The 19,309-nt window shown below is 69.0% G+C and carries 16 protein-coding genes; 11 read left to right on the top strand and 5 right to left on the bottom strand.

Annotated elements, in window-relative coordinates:
• Nucleotides 1-311 precede the first annotated feature (311 nt).
• Nucleotides 312-1,037, top strand: coding sequence for a DUF4232 domain-containing protein (locus ACNPQM_RS02070; RefSeq protein ID WP_418082626.1), 726 nt, complete (start codon nucleotides 312-314; stop codon nucleotides 1,035-1,037).
• Between the two features lie 84 nt (nucleotides 1,038-1,121).
• The gene (locus ACNPQM_RS02065; RefSeq protein WP_418082625.1) at nucleotides 1,122-1,844 is read left to right on the top strand and encodes a hypothetical protein; all 723 of its coding nucleotides are present in this window, start codon (nucleotides 1,122-1,124) and stop codon (nucleotides 1,842-1,844) included.
• Nucleotides 1,845-1,924: 80 nt separating this feature from the next.
• Here ACNPQM_RS02065 and ACNPQM_RS02060 read toward each other — a convergent pair whose 3' ends face one another.
• Together ACNPQM_RS02060 and ACNPQM_RS02055 are read right to left on the bottom strand one after the other, a co-directional pair.
• On the bottom strand, nucleotides 1,925-2,710 hold the full coding sequence (locus tag ACNPQM_RS02060; protein ID WP_418082624.1) for a class II aldolase/adducin family protein: 786 nt from the start codon (nucleotides 2,708-2,710) through the stop codon (nucleotides 1,925-1,927).
• Entirely contained in the window at nucleotides 2,707-3,687 is a 981-nt protein-coding gene (locus ACNPQM_RS02055) for a C-terminal binding protein (protein ID WP_418082623.1), read from the bottom strand. The genes ACNPQM_RS02060 and ACNPQM_RS02055 overlap by 4 nt, the downstream gene beginning before the upstream one ends.
• Nucleotides 3,688-3,906: 219 nt before the next feature.
• Between ACNPQM_RS02055 and ACNPQM_RS02050 the strand changes: the two genes are divergently transcribed.
• The 6 genes from ACNPQM_RS02050 to ACNPQM_RS02025 all read left to right on the top strand — a co-directional run bounded on the left by ACNPQM_RS02050 (nucleotide 3,907) and on the right by ACNPQM_RS02025 (nucleotide 11,925).
• Nucleotides 3,907-4,806: an Lrp/AsnC family transcriptional regulator gene (locus ACNPQM_RS02050; RefSeq protein ID WP_418082622.1), complete on the top strand. Its 900-nt coding sequence runs from the start codon at nucleotides 3,907-3,909 to the stop codon at nucleotides 4,804-4,806.
• 198 nt (nucleotides 4,807-5,004) lie between these two features.
• Nucleotides 5,005-6,660: an amidohydrolase gene (locus tag ACNPQM_RS02045; protein WP_418082621.1), complete on the top strand. Its 1,656-nt coding sequence runs from the start codon at nucleotides 5,005-5,007 to the stop codon at nucleotides 6,658-6,660.
• 84 nt (nucleotides 6,661-6,744) lie between these two features.
• A complete protein-coding gene (locus ACNPQM_RS02040; RefSeq protein WP_418082620.1) occupies nucleotides 6,745-8,103 on the top strand; it encodes an MFS transporter in 1,359 nt (452 codons plus the stop codon).
• A 129-nt stretch (nucleotides 8,104-8,232) separates the two neighbouring features.
• Nucleotides 8,233-9,033, top strand: a complete 801-nt coding sequence (locus ACNPQM_RS02035; protein WP_418082619.1) for a HEAT repeat domain-containing protein — start codon at nucleotides 8,233-8,235, stop codon at nucleotides 9,031-9,033.
• 85 nt (nucleotides 9,034-9,118) lie between these two features.
• Nucleotides 9,119-11,290, top strand: a complete 2,172-nt coding sequence (locus ACNPQM_RS02030) for a hypothetical protein (RefSeq protein ID WP_418082618.1) — start codon at nucleotides 9,119-9,121, stop codon at nucleotides 11,288-11,290.
• Between the two features lie 179 nt (nucleotides 11,291-11,469).
• Nucleotides 11,470-11,925 (top strand): GNAT family N-acetyltransferase, encoded by a 456-nt coding sequence (locus ACNPQM_RS02025; RefSeq protein ID WP_418082617.1) that lies wholly within the window; start codon nucleotides 11,470-11,472, stop codon nucleotides 11,923-11,925.
• A gap of 390 nt (nucleotides 11,926-12,315) precedes the next feature.
• Here ACNPQM_RS02025 and ACNPQM_RS02020 read toward each other — a convergent pair whose 3' ends face one another.
• Nucleotides 12,316-13,068, bottom strand: a complete 753-nt coding sequence (locus ACNPQM_RS02020; protein ID WP_418082615.1) for a hypothetical protein — start codon at nucleotides 13,066-13,068, stop codon at nucleotides 12,316-12,318.
• Nucleotides 13,069-13,196: 128 nt separating this feature from the next.
• On the opposite strand from ACNPQM_RS02020, the gene ACNPQM_RS02015 reads away from it, so the two are divergent.
• Together ACNPQM_RS02015 and ACNPQM_RS02010 are read left to right on the top strand one after the other, a co-directional pair.
• Nucleotides 13,197-13,988 (top strand): DUF4253 domain-containing protein, encoded by a 792-nt coding sequence (locus ACNPQM_RS02015; RefSeq protein ID WP_418082614.1) that lies wholly within the window; start codon nucleotides 13,197-13,199, stop codon nucleotides 13,986-13,988.
• Nucleotides 13,989-14,056: 68 nt separating this feature from the next.
• Complete coding sequence (locus ACNPQM_RS02010) at nucleotides 14,057-14,401, top strand: DUF983 domain-containing protein (RefSeq protein WP_358858400.1); 345 nt, start codon at nucleotides 14,057-14,059, stop codon at nucleotides 14,399-14,401.
• A 93-nt stretch (nucleotides 14,402-14,494) separates the two neighbouring features.
• On the opposite strand, the gene ACNPQM_RS02005 is transcribed toward ACNPQM_RS02010, so the two are convergent.
• A complete protein-coding gene (locus ACNPQM_RS02005) occupies nucleotides 14,495-17,341 on the bottom strand; it encodes a right-handed parallel beta-helix repeat-containing protein (RefSeq protein WP_418082612.1) in 2,847 nt (948 codons plus the stop codon).
• Between the two features lie 282 nt (nucleotides 17,342-17,623).
• Complete coding sequence (hemB, locus tag ACNPQM_RS02000; RefSeq protein ID WP_358858402.1) at nucleotides 17,624-18,622, bottom strand: porphobilinogen synthase; 999 nt, start codon at nucleotides 18,620-18,622, stop codon at nucleotides 17,624-17,626.
• A 279-nt stretch (nucleotides 18,623-18,901) separates the two neighbouring features.
• Here hemB and ACNPQM_RS01995 point away from each other — a divergent pair, with 279 nt between their 5' ends.
• The gene (locus ACNPQM_RS01995) at nucleotides 18,902-19,309 is read left to right on the top strand and encodes a YciI family protein (RefSeq protein ID WP_358858403.1); all 408 of its coding nucleotides are present in this window, start codon (nucleotides 18,902-18,904) and stop codon (nucleotides 19,307-19,309) included.

Below are 19,309 nucleotides of genomic sequence, written 5' to 3'. Positions count from 1 at the left end.
CGGCGTTCCCCCTCCTGGTCCGTCCCGGAACACCGTTCCAGGGACGTGGAATCTGCCCAGGTCACGGTACGCGCAAGCATTCCGGCTTCCCCAATGGGCCAGTCGGCGTTGCGTCCGAATTCCGGCGTCCCACAGTCTGTGATCACACCGCAGAGACCATCGGGACGACGCAGTGCGAATCCGTTTCCGCATCGAGCTGATCGATGCCGTGGCGATCGTCGCAGTGATCGTGTCGACCGCGATCCTCATGGTTCTGATCTGCCGGCACTGACTGAACAGCCTCACCAACACACACGGGGAGTACCACCACCATGCGCAGCATCCGCACCACCGCCCTCGCCGCGACCGCCCTCCTGGCCGCCCTCTCGCTCACCGCGTGCAGCGACAACAACGGCGGTGACAACGGAAAGGCGGGAGCGGCGGCTCCGGCAGGGAGCATCGTCGACCAGCAGTCCCCGGCCGCCGCCGCGCCGGACTCGGGCAAGGACGCCAAGGACACGGACAGCACGTCCGACGCCCCTGCCGACAACACGGCGGCCCACTCCAAGGGCTCCACCTCCGGCACGGACGGCCAGAAGAGGAACACCGGCAACAAGGGCACCGGCAACAGCTCCCCCGTCACCTGCATCGGCGAGAACACCAAGGTCACCGTCAGCAAGGTGAGCCGCCCCATCAACCACCTGCTGCTCACCATGACCAACAGGGGCTCCCGCGCCTGCAACGCGTACCACGCGCCCAAACTCCGGTTCGACGACGCGCAGTCCGTCTTCCGGATCCTCGACGACAGCAAGCCACAGGCCGTGGTCACGCTCGCCCCGGGCCAGTCCGCGTACGCCGCCATCGGGCTGACCGGTGGCACGGACCTGAAGAACCAGTACAAGGCCACCCATCTCTCGGTGTACTTCTCCGCCAAGAATCCCTCGGGCTCCACGGACACCGCCCCGGCCGAGCTGACGCTCCCGGCCGACACCTACGTGGACGATCAGGGCTTCGTCACCTACTGGCAGAGCGACATGGCCGACGCCCTCACCTACTGATTCCGCACTCGTCGAACCGACAACTCACCGCCCCCCAAAGGCAGTAGGTCGTAGGATCTGAGATCGAAACCTGTAGGGGGCGACGTGCGGACAGACAAGGGTGGCAGACCAACCACCTCGGCCATACGGGCAGCGGCAGCCATTGCGGCCGTATCGCTGGTACTGATCAACGGCTGCGGCCGGGCGACGGGGTACCGCGCGTCGGACAAGGAGTCCGGCAGCCCCACCGCCTCGCCCACCCCGAGAGTGAACCCGTCCTACGGCACCAAGTTCCTTGCCATCAACGAGTGCGCTGCCCCCGAACCCGGCCGGACGGACGTCTACCGCGAGGTCCCGTGCGGCGACCCCGAGGCCGTCGCACGGGTGACCGACCGGGTGAGCACCGGCAACGCCGAGCCGTTGTCGGGCACCACTTGCTCGGACTACACGGACTTCGCGATCGATGCGTCGATCAGTCTCACCGCCTTGGAGGGCACACAGGTGGCAGGTGACGGCTACGCATGCATGCGCAACCTGAAGCCTCCGCACCCCGGCGAGCCCGGCGGGGGCGGCGGCCCCAGGATCGAGCTCGGCGACTGCGTGCACAGCGGCCCAAAGAAGGGCGACGCGATCACGGAGGCCGCCTGCCGGACCAAGGGCAAGAAGAACGGCGCAACCCACAAGATCATAAAAATCGTTCAGGACGGGTTCGCATTCGGCTTCGACGACCCGTGCGAGTACAAAGCCGACGCCGTATTCACCGAGGACCCGATGTTCGACTCCGACCCGGCCAGGAGCGACCGCATCCTGTGCGGCAAGAAGCTCTGACTCACGCCACCGGGAGCAGCCCCGCCATCGGCCACGGCCCCTGCCACCCCGGATGCCCCTGATCCGCCGCATCCTCCAGATCAGTCCCGGTAGTCCGGCGCCACCCGGTCCAGCAGACGCAGCATCGCCGCCCAGGCCAGGTCGTACGCCCCGTCGTCCTGGAAGTCCGCGTCCGCCTCGCCCGCGAGCTGGCGGGCGGTGTACTCGCAGGTCTCGGGGGAGGGGACGATCAGCGGTCCGCCGCCCGCCTGGGCGGTGACCTGGATCTCGCACGCCTTCTCCAGGTAGTACATGCGCAGGAATGCCTGGGCGGCACTCTCTCCCACCGTCAGCAGGCCGTGGTTGCGCAGGATCAGCGCCGGGTGGCTGCCCATGTCGTCGACCAGGCGCTTCTGCTCGTCGAGGTTGAGGGCGACGCCCTCGTAGTCGTGGTAGCCGACGCGGTTGTAGAACTCCATCGACATCTGGTTGAGCGGCAGCAGCCCGTCGCGCTGCGCGGCCACGGCGCAGCCGGCCTTGGTGTGGGTGTGCAGCACGCAGTGGGCATCCTCGCGAGCGGCGTGGACGGCGCTGTGGATGACGAAGCCTGCGGGGTTGACCGGATAGGGGGTGGGCTCGACCGGGTTGCCCGCCAGATCGATCTTGACGAGGTTGGAGGCGGTGATCTCCTCGAAGAGGAGACCGTAGGGGTTGATGAGGAAGTGGTGATCGGGCCCCGGAATCCGCAGCGAGATGTGCGTGAAGATCAGGTCGGTCATCCGGAAGTGCGCCACGAGCCGGTATACGGCGGCGAGTTCACGCCGCAGCCGCGTCTCCTGGTCGACGGATGCGTCGGCGGCTGCGTCGGCGGTCTGCACGTCGGTCATGAAGGGGCTCCTTCGAGGGTCGGGTCGACCACGGGGGTGAGGGGTCGCCCGGTGCGGTGCCAGGCAATGACGTTCTCGGCGGGTGCGCACACGTACGCCCGCTGCGACGCGTCGGACAAATAGGCGCTGTGCGGGGACAGCTGGATGCGCGGGTGGCTGCGCAGCGGGTCGTCGAGCGGCGGGGGTTCGACCGGGAACACGTCCAGCGCCGCCGCACCGAGCCGTCCGCTGTCCAGGGCGGCCAGCAGGGCAGCTGCCTCGACGAGTTCGCCGCGGGCGACGTTCACAAGAAAGGCCCCGGGCCGCATCCGGGCGAGCAGCACCGCGTCGACCATGCCGCGGGTCTGCGGAGTCAGCGGTGTGTGCAGGGAGAGCACGTCGGAGGCGGCGACCAGTTCGTCCAGGCCGAGCCGCTCGACGCCGTCGGGCCACCCGGCCGCGTCGGCGTGCGGGTCGTACGCGGCGACCCGGCCGAAGACGGGGGCCGCGATGCGGGCCAGGACCCGCGCGATGCGTCCGAATCCCAGCAGTCCGAGCGTCAGCTCCCCCGCCCTGCGCGGCAGCGCGGCAAATTCGGTGTTCCAGCCGCCGCCGCGCACGGTGGCGTCGGCCTGCGGCAGCGCGCGCACCAGGCTGAGCGCGCTGGCGAGCGCGTGCACGGCGACGTCCTCGGTCGCGGCGTGCGGAAGGTTACTCACCCACAGCCCACGTCGCCGCGCCTGCGCCGTGTCGATCATGTCGTACCCGGCGGACATGGTGGCCAGCATCCCGACACCGGGGAGGCGGTCGAGCAGCGCGGCGTCCACGGGCGCGTAGCCGACGATCAGCGCGACGGCGTCACGCGCGGCGGCGGCGATGGCGTCCGGGTCCCGGCTGCCGACGACACGTGTGTCGAATCCTGCGTCGGTCAGCAGTCGTACGCCCGGACCGACGTCGAGTTCCTCGGGGTCCGTGAACACCACCAGGGGCCGACTCATCCCATCCTCCTCAAGATCCTCAGAGCGCCACACGAAGATGATTCGTTCGCCACGCTCGCGCCGAACCTACGTTTCATTCGACAGAATTGTCCAGCGATGGTGATGCGATCGTCAGCGGTGCACGCTGTCCGGGTCCGGCCCCCGTATCCCGGTGGTCGAGAATGGACCCCGCCCCGGGCGCACCCGCCCCGGGCTGTCGAGCCGAGGGGAACCGCTCAGGTGGATCTGGACCACACCGATCTGGCCGTCGTCCGCGAACTGCAGACGGACGGCCGCCTGACGTACGAGACGCTGGCGCAGCGCGTCGGCCTCTCCCGGCCCGCCACCCGCGCCCGGGTGCAGCGGCTGCTCGCGGGTGGTGGCGTGCGGGTGGTGGCCGTCGTGCATCCCGCCGTACGGGAGCTGACCGCATCGGCCCACCTGTCGATCGGCGTGAGCGGCCCGGCCGAGCCGGTGGCCCGCGCGATCGCCGCCATGCCGCAGGCACCGTTCGTCACGCTCACCGCGGGCAGCCGCGCCATCATGGCGGAGCTGCGCACCAAGGGACTGGCCGAGCTGGACCGGGCCGTGGAGTCCATCCGCTCCCTGAAGGGTGTGGACGTGGTGGATCCACTGATCTCCCTGGAACATCTCAAGGATCCGTATCTGCTGGCAGGCCGGCCCGAGGTGCCTGAACTGGACGAGACGGACCGGCTGATCCTGGACGAGCTGGAGCGCGACGGGCGGCTACCCTTCGCGGAACTCGCCGAGCGCGTGGGCCTCTCACCCGGCGCCGCCCGCGCCCGCACGCTGCGCCTCCTCGACGGCGGCGTCGCCAAAGTGCTCGCACTGGTGCGCCCGGAGCTGCTGGGGCTGGGCTTCCTGTGCGGGTTCGCCGTGCGGCTGGACGGCGAGCGGGACCCGGTCGCCCGACACCTGGCGGCCTGGGACCGGGTCTCGTTCCTCTCCGCCTGCGTGGGGCGCGCGGAGCTCGTCGGAACGATCAGCGCGGAGTCGCTCGCGGCGGTGCGCGACACGCTGGAGGGCATGCGGGCCTGTACGGGCGTACGGGCGGTGGAGAGCTGGATCCATCTGGAACTGATCAAGGAGCGCTACGACCTCACCACCCACCCGTCCTGACGAGAAGCCCCTCCCCCTGCGGCCGCGCCGGACGATACGGAAGCTAGACCCGCCATCACATTCCGAAAAATTTGCAAGTGAAGGGTCTAGGCAAGGCATCGTCCGTTGCATATCGTCCATGCGAACGAATCAGCCGTTGCGGACTCCCCGCACGTACGGCTCCTCATGGACGTCCCCCGGTCGAAAGCAGGCCCCCTCATGCACCACCCCCTCGACGACGCCGACCGCACGCTCCTGGTGACCGGCGCGGCCGTCGCCGCGCCCGGCACCTCCGTACGCGCCGAGGCGCTGGCCGTCCGCGGCGGCCGGGTCGTCCACGTCGGCACCGCCGCAGACGCCCGCGCAGCGCTCGGCGGCCGCGCCGACGACGTCCTCGACCTCGACGGCGGCCTCGTCCACCCCGGATTCGTCGACGCCCACTGCCACCCGGTGATGTACGGGCAGGCACTCGCCTGGGTCGACTGCCGCCCCGAACGCGTACCCGACATCGAGACGCTCGTCGCCGTTCTCACCGACGCCGCCCGCGAACTGCCCGCCGGGGTCCCGGTGCGCGGCTTCGGCTACGAGCACCGCCGGCTCGCCGAGCGCCGCCACCCCACCTGCCACGACCTGGACCGCGTCGCCACCGACCGCGAGGTGTACGTGATGAACGCCTCCGGCCACGGCGGCGTCGTCAACTCCCACACCCTGCGCACCTGCGGAGTCACCGCGGGCACCCCCGACCCCGAGGGCGGCAGCATCGGCCGCTTCACCTCCGGCGAGCCCGACGGCCAACTCTGGGACGCCGCCTGCGACCTGCTCACCGGCCCCGGCGGCGTGAAGATCGGCAACCATGGGCCGAACTTCCACCTCTCCGAGCCCGACGCCATCATGGCCGACCACCTCCAGCGCGCCCAGGATGTCTTCCTCGCCGCCGGAGTCACCACGGTCGGCGACGCCCAGGCGTCCCGCCGCGAGATGGAGACGTACCTGCGCGCCCGCGCCGACGGCTCCCTGCGCATGCGCGTCTCCGCCTACCTCACCTCCGCCCTCCTGGACACCGCGCTCGAACTCGGTGTCGTGAACGGCTTCGGTGACGACCTGTTCCGCGTCCAGGGCGTCAAGTTCTACGCCGACGGGACACTCGGCGGCTGGACCGCGTACTTCCCCGAGGGGTACGCCGCCGACTGCTGCCACCACGGGCAGCTGTACCACTCGTCGGAGGAGTACGCCGAGATCGTCGCCCGCGCCCACCGCGCCGGACTCCAGACCGCCACGCACGCCCAGTCCCCGTACGCCATCGGCATGGTCCTCGACGCCATCGAGAAGGCGCAGGCCGGCCGGGAGCGCCCCGACATGCGCCACCGGATCGAGCACTCCGGGCTGCCCACCGACGAACAGATCGCCCGAATGGGCCAGTTGGGCGTCATCCCGGTCATGCAGCCCCAGCACCACCTGCGCACCGGCGACGGCACCCTGACCGCCGTCGGCGACCTCGGCCACCGCTACAACCCGGCAGGCACCTGCCTGGCGGCGGGCGTCCCCGTCGTCTTCAGCTCGGACGCGCCCGTCGCCCCGCCCGCCCCGCTGGAGGCCGTCTCCGCCGCCGCGACCCGGCGCACCGTACTCGGCACCGTCCTCGGCGACGCATCGCTGCGGATGCCCGTGGCGGACGGGCTGCACGCACACACCGCCTCGGCCGCCCGCGCCCTGCACCGCGATCACGCCGTCGGCGCCCTGGCCCCCGGCATGCTCGCCGACTTCGTCGTCCTGGCCGGCGACCCGCTCACCACCGACCCCGCCGAACTCGCCTCCATCGGCGTACGCGAGACCTGGATCGGCGGCACCCGCGCCTGGGCAGCCCCCGGCCGCTGACCCACCGCACCATTCCCCTCGGCTCCCCCGCTCCCCCTCCCCGCTCTCCCCTTCCGCCGCTCCTCCCGTCCCCCGGAGGCCCCCGTGTCCCCGTCCCCGCAATCCACCACCGGGCAGAGCCCGTACAGAGCCGCCGTCGCGGCGCTGGCAGGCACCTCCATCGAGTGGTACGACTTCTACGCGTTCGCCACCGCCGCGGCGATCGTCTTCAACGACGTGTTCTTCCCACCGGACATGTCGCCGTACCTCAGGACCCTGTCCGCCTTCGCGACGTTCGCCGTGGGTTTTCTGCTGCGCCCACTCGGCGGCATCGTCTTCGGGCACATCGGTGACCGCGTCGGGCGCAAGAAGACCCTGGTCATCACCTTGGTGATGATGGGCGTCGCGTCCTTCGCCATCGGCCTGCTGCCCACATACGCCCAGGTCGGCGCCCTCGCCCCGATCCTGCTGATCGTGCTGCGCCTGGTCCAGGGCATCGCGATCGGCGGGGAGTGGGGCGGCGCGGTACTGATCGCCGTGGAGAACGCCCCGCGCGGCAAGGCCTCCTTCTTCGGCTCGTTCGCCCAACTCGGCTCTTCTGTCGGCGCGTTGCTTTCGACCGGCGCCTTCAGCCTGATGAACCTCTTCGGTGACGAAGCGTTCATGAGCTGGGGCTGGCGCGTGCCGTTCCTGGCCTCCGCCGTACTGGTGATCGTGGGACTGGTCGTCCGGGTCAAGCTGGAGGAGTCCCCGGTCATGGAGGAGGTGCGCAAGGAAAAGGAGGCGAAGGAGGACGGGGCGGCCAAGCTGCCCGTCGTGGAGGTCTTCCAGAAGGCCTGGCGGACGGTTCTCATCGGCGTCTTCGCGCTGGCCACCGCGACCGGCGGCTACTACGTCGTCACCAGCTTCCTGCTCTCGTACGGCACCGGCGACCTCCATCTGTCGGAGTCGATGCTGCTCAACGGCCTCACCCTGGCGGCCTTCCTGGAACTCCTCGTCACGCCCTGGCTGTCGTGGCTCGCCGACCGGGTCGGACCGCACAAGGTCGTCATCGCCGGGCTCGTGGGCGTCGTCGTCCTGGCCCTGCCGCAGTTCATGGTGCTGGGCACCGGCAGCGTCTTCCTCATCTGGCTGATGATGCTGGCCATGCGCCTGGTGATGTCCGCGCTGTACGGTCCGATCGCCTCGATCCTTGTCGAGGGCTTCGCCCCGCACGTCCGCTACACCGGCATCTCCCTCTCCTACCAGATCTGCAACATGGTCTTCGGCGGCCTCGCACCGCTGGCCGCCGTCTCCCTCGCGGCGGCCGCGGGCGGCCACTACTGGCCGCCGGCCGTAATGCTGATGGTGATCTCGGCGATCGGCATCGTCTGCACGGCACGCCTGCGCCGGCTCGGCAGGACACAGGCCGAGGGACGGCCCCAGGCACCGGCGGCACGCGAGGCGGTACCGACCGCTACATGACCGGCTGCGGACGCGCGTTCCCCTGCCCGCCCCGCGGGCAGGGGAACGCGTACGTTCAGGCACTCGCGGCCGCCTGGCTGAACCGCCGCAGACACCCTGGCAGGCCCGCCCACCGTTAGCATCGGCCGCATGGCGATGTTCGTGCACCTGACACCCACAGCGAACGCGGCACGCATCCGCCGTTCCGGGATACGGGCCACCAACCACGGCCACGACGGCTCACGGGGCCTCTACTGCTTCCCCGTCCTCCCCTCGTACACCCTCACCCACCAGTGGCTGCGCGAACTGGCCCGGCACGGCGGCCCGCGCGGTCTCGTCGCCGTACACATACGGCTGCCCGACGACGAACCCGTCACCGTGGGCCGCTACAACAACCGTCCCGCAGTCACCACGGCCGCCGAGGCCGTCCGCCGCACAGCCGCCCTGGACGACCCACGCGGCTGGGAAGTGTTCGTCCCCCGCGCGGTCACCAAGCGGGAAGTGCACCGCCTCCGCGCCGTCAAGCAGGTCACCGGCTGGCGCTACTTCCCCGACTCCAACGGCAGGACGCCCTGCACCTGCATGGGTTGCAGGGTGCGCGGCGAATACGGATCACAGCGCCTGCGCCGACGCCGGCCGCACCCCCTCGACGGCCCGGCGCCCGCAACCCCGGTCCTCCTGCGCCGGATCGCCGCAGCGGGAAACCCGGGCGACGCATCACAACTCACCGAAACACTCAACTGGTTCGGCCTGCGCCGACGCGGTCCGGTCGATCAGCTGACCCACCTCGCCGACCACCCGGACCCGCAGGTCCGGGTGGCTCTCGTCGAGGCCGTCGCCAACTGGTCGACACCGGGCGTCGCGGAACTCCTCCACCGCCTCGCCCAGGACCCGGACGCGGATGTCCGGGAAGCCGTCGAATACACCGCGCCCGAGCAGCAGCCCCAGTAGGCGAGGGGTTCGGCCTTCCGGTCGGTGCACCCCGCGTTCGAAAACCCGCATGCGTCGCCCCGCGTGGTTCTGGAACCATGCCCGGATGGCCCACCCTCTCGAGCCCCTGGTCATCCGGCACACCCACCGCTTGCCTGCCCCGTCCGGACCTGCCGGGCAGGGAGGCGTCGCGGCGCGGCAGTTCGACGCTGCACTGATGTCCGTGGGCTTCAAGCTCTCGGCAGCCCTGCTGGAGCGTCTGTCGGAACTGTCCGAGGAAACGGTTGTCGCCACCGCCGCGCGCACGCTGGACACCGTCCGTGAGATGGCCGGTAACCACGTCCAGCACAACGTCTACTTCATCGACTTCCCGGCCAACGTGCCGGACGCGTTCGACTTCTGGATGCGGTGCATCGCCGAGGCGCTCGCCGACGACACGTCGCGCAACGGCACACTCGCACAGCTCCGCACCGGTGTGGTCGACCTGCTGACCCTCCCGTCGTACGGCAACTACCAGCACACGTACGCCGAGATGCTGGCCGCTCACGACGAGCTGATCGCAGCCGCAGGCGACCGCACGACCGTCGTGCACCTTGGCGGCTCTCCGGACGACGAGGTCACCGCCCTGTACCTGGCCCTGGCGGGCAGCACCACTCCGCTCGGCGAAGAGGACCTGCGCGACCTTCGCTCGCTCGCCGAGCACTGCGTCGACAGCCCCCAGCCCGAGGCGATCCCGGTACGGGAGAGCCGCGCCGTCATCAACGTCGCCCGCCTGCATGCCGGCCGGGACCTCCTTCTGGACACCGTCACCGACGTACTCCGTCTGGCCTGCGCACTCTCGGACGGCGACGTGGCTCTCGTGGAGCCGACCCGCTTTCGGTCGCTGCCCCGACCGGTCCGCCGCGCCCTGCTCGCCGGCCTCGACTCAGTGGTCGCGGCCACCCCCGCCAAGCTCGCCGACGTCGCCGCGCACCGCGAGGCTTTCAAGCGCCTCGGCGAGCGCCTCCACCCGCACGAGTACCCGCGATGGCCGCACGCCGCTGATGTGTTCGCCGTCGCCCGGGGCGAGAAGGAAGCCCGGTCCTTCGACAGCCACATCGAGGAACTGCTCCGCTCGAACGACGTCACCGGGGCGACGCAGCTGCTGAAGACCGCCCCGGGCAAGCTGTTCCGCTCCCTGGACCGCCTGCTGCGCGAGAGCCTCACCCAGGACGAGCGCGATGCTGTCGTGGCCGCTGCCGAGCAGGTCGCCCCGCAGGTCTCCGGCCGGGTCCTGCTGTCCGTGCGCGAGCACCTGCACAACCGTGCCCGGGAGGCCGGCGAGCGCCGCGTCTTCGTCAACCGCCGCGGCGGCGCCTGGGCCACCGCCGACAACCGTCCCCCCTTGCTGCCGCCCGAGTGCAAGCGCCTCATCGACGTCCTGGACGCCGACACGCGCCGCCGCCTCCCGCAGCCGGGGCACCTGTTCATCGACCCCGACATCCTCGATGTCGCGCTCCCGCTCAGCGGAAAGGCGACGGCAGCCGGCCTGGGAGTGCTGCCCCGCGGCTCCCTCTCCCCCGTCGACGGTGAACTGCTGCGCTTCTTCGTCTACTGGAAGCAGAAGAGCGACGACACCGACTACGACCTGTCGGCCCTGATGCTCGACGCCGAGTACGCGACCGTCTGCTGGCTGTCGTACACCGCCCTCACCGAGGTCGAGGGCGAGCACTCCGGTGACATCACGGAGGCACCCCTCGGCGCCTGGGAGTTCATCAACCTGCGCCTGAACGCCGTACGCGGCACCTTCATCGTCCCGCAGGTCAACATCTTCTCGGGGGAGGGCTTCGAAACGGTCGAGGAGTCGTTCTTCGGCTTCATGCTGCGCGATGCCGAGCAGCGGGGCCTCCCCTTCGAGCCGCGCACCGTGCGCATGAAGTCGGAGCTGCGCGGGCCGGGCCGGGTCGCGCTGCCGTTGGCGTTCCTGCTCGGCAGCGACGGCCGCTGGCGCGCCAAGTGGCTCCACCTGTACCTCCGGGGCAACCCGAACGCCAACCGGGTCGAGGAGAACCGGGTGTCGGTCGCTGCGCTGCTGCGCGGCATCGTCGAGCGCGACTACCTCACGGTGCGCCACCTCACCGACCTGATGGCCGACCGCGCCACGGCCATCACACTGTGGGACGGCACGACGATCCCGGACGGCCCCGTCACCTACATCGGCCTGGAACGCCCGGACGGACTGCATCCGGACTCCCTGATCGTCACCCCGGAAAATCTGCGCGCCCTGATCCCCGGCTGACTGCTAGCGTTGGCCCCGGCGAGGCCATGGACGGACTTCCTTCTCATTCCTCCCTGAAACTAGTCCCTCCGCTTTCCTCGCCCTCGACGTCACGCCGGGGTGCCGAACGGCACTCCTTGCTTTTGCTTTGCGAGCAACTGCTGCGATCTGCGTGGCTGTGCCCGTTCTAGGCTCAGCGCATGAAGATCAATGTGCGGTCAGCGGCTGAGGCGGACCTGTCAGCGTTGCTGACTCTCTACAGCGAGTTGAATCCGGACGACACGCCGTTGCCACAGGCGTCCGCAGATGCCATCTGGGCAGCCATATCAAGGCAGCAGGGACGGACGATCCTGGTGGCTGAAGCTGACAGCACTGTGGCCGGAACAGCAGATTGCATCGTCTTGCCGAACCTCACACGCAGTGGCCGGGCCATCCTGTTCGTGGAGAACGTCGTGGTGGCCAGCTCCTTCCAGCGGCGGGGTGTCGGCCGTTGCCTGATGGAGTCTGCCGTTCAACTGGGTGAGTCGGCTGGCTGCTACAAGGTCCAGTTGCTGGCGGCGGATGACGAGTATGTCCACACCTTCTACGAAGCATGGGGTTTCAAAGCCCTGGCAGAGGGCTTCCGCCGCTACATCCCTCAGGGGAGCCGCTGTTGAGGCGATGCTTGCCCAGGCGGTGGCATGGCCTGTGCCGTCTTGAGCGCGGGCTTCCCGGCCCCTCGGCTGCTCTTCTGCCTCTTGGTCTGATTGAGGACCCAGCGGCCGGGCTCGACTGTGTCCCGGCCAGCGCGGGTCCGGAGCACGGGCCATCAGTTGGGTGTTCTGATCGCGCGGGGGTAGTTCCGGTTACGACGGGGCGGGAGCAGTCGACTGCGTGCCTCAGATACCGATCCGTACTCGTTCCCTACCACTGCTCGGCTCCTCCACGCGAGGTCAACAGCACTTGACGCTCTGGGGGTACGGGGCGCATCGAGCGGTAGCTCCTCAGCCCTGGCGGGCTTGCGGCGCCCCGCCGGAGCAGCTGTTCGCAGAGGTTGAATCTCAAGCTCACTGCTTGAGGCTTGACATCAGGTCACGCATGTCGCTGATCATGGCCGATTGGTACGGGGACAGGTCAGGGATGTCCGGCCCATTACCGGCCACGGCTTCGCTGTATTCGTCGCTCTGGTACTGCGTGAAGGCGGAGAGACGCAGCGAGAGGACGGCTCCGCCCTCCAGCACCCGCAGCTCCGAGTTACCGTCGTCCCGGGTCAGCAGATACGCCTTGTCGCCAAGGTCCGGAACCGTCTCCAGCTTCGCTTCAGGATCAACGCCGAATTCAGTCACCCGTTGCAGCGCCTCGAATTCGGCGCCGGGGTCGGTCTTCTTGTGCAGTGCCACCGTGATCCCGACGGTGTAGTCGATGGACCAGCCGTTCCCGGGCCGCTCCGCCCTGGCCCGAGACCGAAGAGGAATGAAGCACTGGACCTGGTCGAGGGCAGCATGGTTCAACAGCTCCCCTGATTCGAACTTGGTGGTGGACTCTCTCGGTTCAATCGCCGCGCCGATCGACTTCAGCTGTAGAGACGGGCAAGGGTTTTGGTCCAGCCGGTACCCATGCATGTCCGGTTTCCGATCGCCCAATCCATACAGGAACAGCGCCGCCGCCCAGAGAGCCGACGCCATGACCATCCCGCCCAGCGCCCACAACCACGGCTTTCCGGGCCGACGTTCCCCAACGAACACCCGGTCGAAGTCGCCCATCACCTCGCGGGTTTCAACCGCACCGAACTCCCCCGCCATCTCCGGCTCAGAAATCATCCTGCTCCCCCTCCGCCGCGCCTTCCGCCCGCGTCATGATGATCGCAGCACTGAACCCGCCCCCGCAGAGGCGGTTGGAAGGATCCCGGACACGGTGAACCTATGGTCACAGCACTAGAGTCGCGGCCATGGCAACGCTCCCGAACCCGCTCCCGTCCCTGGCGAGACCAGGGCTTCAACTCCCGTCCGGATCGCTGGTGGACGCCACAATCGACGGCCCCTGGCACGAACCGCTGCTCTGGGTGGCCGACGAGCCCGCGTCCTCGGGGACGTGGGACGCTCTGCGCGCGGCCGGGCGGGCAATGGGACTGCTTCCCGTGCTGATCGACGGCGGCAGGCGCGGCCAGTGGCCCGACACCTGGGATCTGGACCCGGACAGCACGTCGTACCCCGGTGACCACGACGCCGAGGAGGTACTCGGCGAGTACTGGGACGACTGCGCGCCCGACGAACTCGACGCCGACGAAGAGGAATGGCCGGGTCTGGCACCCGTCCCGGCCGCCGAGGAGCGGGTTTCCCCCGACGATCTGGCGGCCGAGATCGCGGACGAGTGCACCGGTCCGGACGGCTGGTACCCCGGCTCGCGGGCGGCGCTCGTCCCGGCCCGCCGCAGTGCGGACATACCGGCAGCGATCGGCTGGTCGGGACCGGTCAACTACGAGGACGACGTGGCACGCCTCTGCGCGGTGCTCCGCTCCTGGGAGGACCGCTTCGGCATACGGGTCGTGGTGCTGGGCTTCGACACCCTGACCGTCTCGGTCGGGCGACCGCCCACCACACTCGCGGAAGCACGGGCGCTTGCCGTCGAACACTTCGCGTTCTGCCCGGACAACATCGAGCAGAGCCCGCCGTACGACCTGGACGTCTACGCCGAGAAGATGGTGCTGAACCAGGAGACCTGGTCGTTCTGGTGGGACTGAGCAGGACGTCAAGGGACTGAGTACGACAACTCATGCGACCTTCCCTGAAGCGGAGTTGACTCCTGTGCATGCCCGAAGACGTCATGAACGCCCGTCCCCAGCGTGCCTGGATCGCGTCGCTGATCTCCACGATCGTGACGCTCCCGCTCGCGCTCTTCGCCCTGGTTTTCGGCGGGATGTCGCCGATGACCTGCGACTCCTGCTCGCAGGCTGATTCCGACCGGTTCGACAGCAGCTTCGGTCCTGCCTGGACCGCTCTCTGCTGCGGTCTGGTTCTGGCACTCGTCGTACTGGTGGCGAGCTGGGTGTTCTGCCGTCGCAAGCCTCCGGCCGGTGTCGTCCTCGCCGTGTCCGCACCCGGAACCGTGTTCTTCGCGTGGGTGACGTTCATGGCCCTGGTCGACTGGCCCTGATTCTTCGGGAGCCCGCTGCCACCCACAGGGCCTCTCGTCCGGATCACGCCGGGCTCGCGTGATCCGGACGAAAGACCGTGCGGACGGTGCCCGCTACTGAACCCTGAAACTGTCGACGATCATGTAGTCGCCCGTCTTCATCACGCCCTTGATGGTGTGCACACCGGGAGCGAGCCCGGTCGCGCTGAAGACGGTCTTCTGGTGCACGCGCGTGGCGTTGTGGTTGTCGATCGTGCCCACGGACCGGCCGTCGATGAAGAGCTCGACCTCGCCCTCGTCGGTGTTGACCTGGGTGAGGAGATCGATCGCGGTCCCGTTGAAGGCGAGCTCGAAGGAGTCCCCCTTGTTCTGGGTGGCGTGCACGTCGTCGACCCAGCCGCCCGCGCCGCCCCGGTGTCTGTTCTTCCAGTCCCAGCCGGTGCCGGTGTAGACGACGCCGGAGGTGTTGTTGATCTGCTGAACCCCGGTGGGCTTGCGCAGGGTCACCTCGACGGACGCCTGATTGCGCCAGACCTTCAGCACGACATCGGCCCCGGGAGCGGTCTGGTTGTACGCGAGCCAGAAGCTGTTGCGGTCGGTGACCGGCCGGCCGTCGATCTCCCGGATGACGTCATTGGTGCGGAGCCCCTGCCGGTACGCCTCCGAGGTGCTCGGCACGGAAGCGAAGTGCAGACCGTTGGTGTCGGTCAGCCCCGTGGCGGACTTGATCGTGTCGGAGTAGATCCGGGTGACCGGCACGCCCAGCAGCGGTTCCGGAAGGGCGTCGAGGGTGTCGGTGTCAGGTGCCTCCGTGGACCAGGTGAGCGGCGGCGGAGTGGGGGATCCGGCCTTGCCGAAGCCGCCCATCGCAATGTTGTGGAAGCCGAGGGCCAGGGCGGGCGAGTCGGGCTGGACGGTGTAGTCGAGCTTGGCCGGATCGGCGAACGGGGAAGCGCCGGTGAACTTCGGGTCGGCGATCACCGAGCGGGTGTCCAGCCCGTTCGCCCGCCAGGTGTCGCTGAGGCCCTGGACGGCTTTGCCGTTGTTCCAGAACAGGTTGTCGTTGATGACGGGCCTGCTCCTGGCCATGTCGACCTGGATCAGGCTGTAGGGGGTGTCGGTGACGAAGACGTTCTTCTCGACGGTGTCGCCGCTGTCCGCGAACCAGACGTGGAAATGCGCGCCGCCGTTGACGAAGACGTTGTTGCGTACGGTCCGGTAGAAGCCTTCGCGAAGCTTGACCCCGCCGTTGAGCAGCACGTTGTCCTCGATGAGGTAGTTCGAGCTGCCGTCGTCGAGGTCGATGTCCCAGTGCGACGAGTGCCGGATCCGGTTGTGCCGGATGACGGTGGTCTCCATCGCGTCCAGCTTCGCGTACGACTTCTTCGTGGCGTCGTCGGCGGACAGCGGCCAGAAGCGGTCCCGGCCCCAGGAGTTGAAGGGGCCGTGGTCGGACGTCTCCTTGACGCAGTTGAAGATGTCGTTGTTCTCGATGAGGTGACCTCCCCAGGTGCCGTCGTTGATATCGACGCAGGCGCGGGGACCGTCGTGGATGGTGTTGCCGTCGACGGTGACGCGGCGGCTCATCGATATCTGCACACCGGAGGTCTGCTTCTCGAACTGTCCGTTGTCGTGCAGGTAGTTGTCGCGGATGGCGATGTCGCGCGGGTAGTTCTCGCTTTTCGGTCCGGGCCGGATGTCGCTGATGGTCCTGCGCATGCTGTCCCAGGTGGACGGCTCGCGGACCGCGTCCGGGTTGCCGATGACCGCGACGTCGGAGGCCCCCGAGTGGCTGAACTCGTTGCCCGAGACGACGCCGTGGCTGTTGTACCCGTCGATCAGGAGGGCGTTGCCGCCGAGCTGGTCGAAGTGTGAGTCGCGTACGGAGACGTTCTCGGTGTTCTTCAGATGGACGGCGGCCACCCGCGCCAGAGCCCAGTCACCGAGCTGGAGCTTCTCGTACGGCTGGTTGAACAGGGTGCGGTGGGTCCGGGCGAAGGTGAACCCGGAGAAGGTCAGGTCGCGGACGGCGTCGCCCGGCCCGTTGCCCTCCACCCGGACCAGCTCGTTCTGCTCGGCCGTGTCGACCTGGGCCCGTGCGGGGTCGACCCCTGCCGGGGGATAGAAGTACAGCTTCCCGGCGGGCTTGTCGTAGAACCATTCGCCGGGCGCGTCGAGCTCCTCGAAGACGTTCTCGACCATGCGGTACGTGGCGTGCAGTCCGCTACCCCGGTTGTTGTCACCGACCCAGGCCAGCTCGGGCGTGCCGTCCGCCTTCACACCGGTGACCTTGAAGGAGTTCCCGCCCCACATCCCGTCGTGCAGACCGCGCACGAGTGCCGTCGTCGGATTCTTCCAACGGGCCACACGCTCGGGGGAGATGGCGTCCGGCGCGTACCCGCCGAGAATCGCCGTGTCCGGGTCGTAGTCGGGGTAGCGGGCCAGCGTCTGCCGCTGCCCGTCGACGAAGAGCCCGTCGAAGTCGAGGCCGGCTCCGATGTCCGCGACCTTGATCGAACCGGAGAAGGACCTCCAGCGGGGCGCGAGCGAACGGCCGCCGCTGATGACGACACGCTCACCGGGCGCCGCGAGGTACCGGACCGGAGCCCCGGCCGTACCGGAGTCGGCCGTGGTGAACTTCAGGGCGGACCGCAGCCGGTACGTACCACCGTGCACCACGACGTCGACCGGTCTTCGCTGCGCCACCCCCTGGTGCAACGCCGTACGGACGGCCTTCTGGGCCCGCTCCAGTGTCCGGAACGGCCGGGCGGCCGAGCCGTTGGCGCGGTCACTGCCGGTGGCCGACACGTGGAGGACGACCGGTTTCGCGCCCTTGTCGTGGGCGGAGGCGGGGACGACGGGCAGGACGGCCAGCCCGGCCCCCGTCGCCGCTGCCACGAGCGCAGTCAGCACCGGGGGCGGGGTCGGGCGGCTGGAACTCGAACCTGGAACAGTGCGCACGGGCACTCCTCATCGACGGTCACGTCGTGTTGGCTTCCATGAAAGCCAGGCATCCAATGTCTATGCCCAACTTCTGCGAGTTGTACGGGGATCACCGCGCCGCAAGCTATAAATACATCGGATGACCGTCAAGGGCTTGAACTAAAAAGAGTCCCCGCCCGTCCCGGCATCGGGACAGACGGGGACTCACTGGACCGGCAGCGATCACTCAGGACAGCGATCGCTCAAAGGCAGTCACCGACGCCGAGGACGACCCGCGCCCAACGCCTGCTTCGCCTCCGCTCAGCGCCGCCCCAGTCGCTGCGCGACCTCCGTCGCCCAGTACGTCAGGATCATCTGCGCACCCGCGCGCCGGATCCCGGTCAGGCTCTCCATGATCGCCGCGTCGCGGTCGATCCAGCCCTTCTCGGCGGCGGCCTCGATCATCGCGTACTCGCCGCTGATCTGGTACGCGGCGACCGGCACGTCCACCGAGTCCGCGACCTTCGCGAGGATGTCCAGGTACGGTCCGGCCGGCTTGACCATGACCATGTCGGCGCCCTCTTCGAGGTCGAGCGCCAGCTCGCGCAGGGACTCGCGGGCGTTCGCCGGGTCCTGCTGGTACGTCTTGCGGTCGCCCTTGAGCGAGGAGCCGACCGCCTCACGGAACGGCCCGTAGAACGCCGACGAGTACTTCGCCGTGTAGGCGAGGATCGAGACGTCCTCGTGGCCCGTCTGGTCGAGCGCGTCACGGATGACGCCGACCTGGCCGTCCATCATGCCGCTGGGGCCGACCACATGGGCGCCCGCATCCGCCTGGACCTGGGCCATCTCGGCGTACCGCTCCAGCGTCGCGTCGTTGTCGACGCGGCCGTCGGCGGTCAGGACGCCGCAGTGACCGTGGTCCGTGTACTCGTCCAGACACAGGTCCGACATGACAACGAGGTCGTCACCGACTTCTTCACGCACCGCGCGCAGACCGACCTGAAGAATGCCGTTCGGATCGGTACCCGCCGTCCCCCGGGCGTCCTTCTTCTCGTCCGCCGGGACACCGAAGAGCATGATCCCGGAGACCCCGGCCGAGACCGCGTCGACCGCGGCCTTCCGGAGGGTGTCCAGGGTGTGCTGCTGGACACCGGGCATGGCCGAGATGGCGACGGGCGCCGTGATGCCCTCGCGTACGAACGCGGGCAGGATCAGGTTCGCCGGGTCGAGCCGTGTCTCGGCGACCATGCGTCGCATCGCCGGGGTCGTCCGCAGTCGCCGGGGGCGGGAGCCGGGGAAGTTTCCGTACACAGTCATCCTTCGACGATAGACCCGTACACATCACCGTCTTACCGACACCTGTGCCGGAAAAACGGCTCTTTGTAGATCGGCCCGGGGCGGCTCCTTCGGCCGACCGAGGCCTCGTACCGTCTCGCCCTCGCACCACGTCGTGGACCCGGACACCACGGGACGGCTCATCCAGGCTCGTCCACGAGTGCCAAAAAAATCGGAGGGTGATGTCGAGAAGCGGTGACTGGCTCCGTCCCAGCGGTGAACGCGACCAGAATGGGTCGCACAGCACCGAGGAGAAACACGATGGCCAAGTACTTGCTGCTCAAGCACTACCGCGGCGCTCCGGCTGCGGTCAACAACGTGCCGATGGACCAGTGGACGCCGGAGGAGATCTCGGCGCACATGCAGTACATGCGCGACTTCGCGGCCCGGCTCGAGGAGACCGGCGAGTTCGTCGACGGTCAGGCGCTCGCCCCCGAGGGGACGTTCGTCCGGTACGACGGCGAGGGCCGCCCGCCGGTCACCGACGGCCCGTTCGCCGAGACCAAGGACCTCATCGCCGGCTGGATGGTGATCGACGTCGACAGCTACGAGCGCGCCGTCGAGCTGGCCGGGGACCTGTCGGCCGCCCCTGGGGCGGGCGGGAAGCCGATCCACGAGTGGCTTGAGGTGCGCCCGTTCCTGGCCTGTCCGCCCACCATCACGGAGTGA

It is taken from the genome of Streptomyces sp. NPDC056231 (assembly GCF_048270745.1).
Classification (GTDB): domain Bacteria; phylum Actinomycetota; class Actinomycetes; order Streptomycetales; family Streptomycetaceae; genus Streptomyces.
The sequence above is the reverse complement of the archived record's forward strand: the minus strand, read 5'-3'. Positions and strand labels throughout refer to the sequence as shown.

Bases quoted from the DNA above. Each gene is read 5' to 3' on its own strand.
- ACNPQM_RS02055 (WP_418082623.1), bottom strand. From the start codon at position 3,687: ATGAGTCGGCCCCTGGTGGTGTTCACGGACCCCGAGGAACTCGACGTC.
- ACNPQM_RS01995 (WP_358858403.1), top strand. From the start codon at position 18,902: ATGGCCAAGTACTTGCTGCTCAAGCACTACCGCGGCGCTCCGGCTGCG.
- hemB (WP_358858402.1), bottom strand. From the start codon at position 18,622: ATGACTGTGTACGGAAACTTCCCCGGCTCCCGCCCCCGGCGACTGCGG.
- ACNPQM_RS02045 (WP_418082621.1), top strand. From the start codon at position 5,005: ATGCACCACCCCCTCGACGACGCCGACCGCACGCTCCTGGTGACCGGC.
- ACNPQM_RS02010 (WP_358858400.1), top strand. From the start codon at position 14,057: ATGCCCGAAGACGTCATGAACGCCCGTCCCCAGCGTGCCTGGATCGCG.
- ACNPQM_RS02060 (WP_418082624.1), bottom strand. From the start codon at position 2,710: ATGACCGACGTGCAGACCGCCGACGCAGCCGCCGACGCATCCGTCGAC.
- ACNPQM_RS02025 (WP_418082617.1), top strand. From the start codon at position 11,470: ATGAAGATCAATGTGCGGTCAGCGGCTGAGGCGGACCTGTCAGCGTTG.
- ACNPQM_RS02030 (WP_418082618.1), top strand. From the start codon at position 9,119: ATGGCCCACCCTCTCGAGCCCCTGGTCATCCGGCACACCCACCGCTTG.
- ACNPQM_RS02015 (WP_418082614.1), top strand. From the start codon at position 13,197: ATGGCAACGCTCCCGAACCCGCTCCCGTCCCTGGCGAGACCAGGGCTT.
- ACNPQM_RS02070 (WP_418082626.1), top strand. From the start codon at position 312: ATGCGCAGCATCCGCACCACCGCCCTCGCCGCGACCGCCCTCCTGGCC.
- ACNPQM_RS02020 (WP_418082615.1), bottom strand. From the start codon at position 13,068: ATGATTTCTGAGCCGGAGATGGCGGGGGAGTTCGGTGCGGTTGAAACC.
- ACNPQM_RS02035 (WP_418082619.1), top strand. From the start codon at position 8,233: ATGGCGATGTTCGTGCACCTGACACCCACAGCGAACGCGGCACGCATC.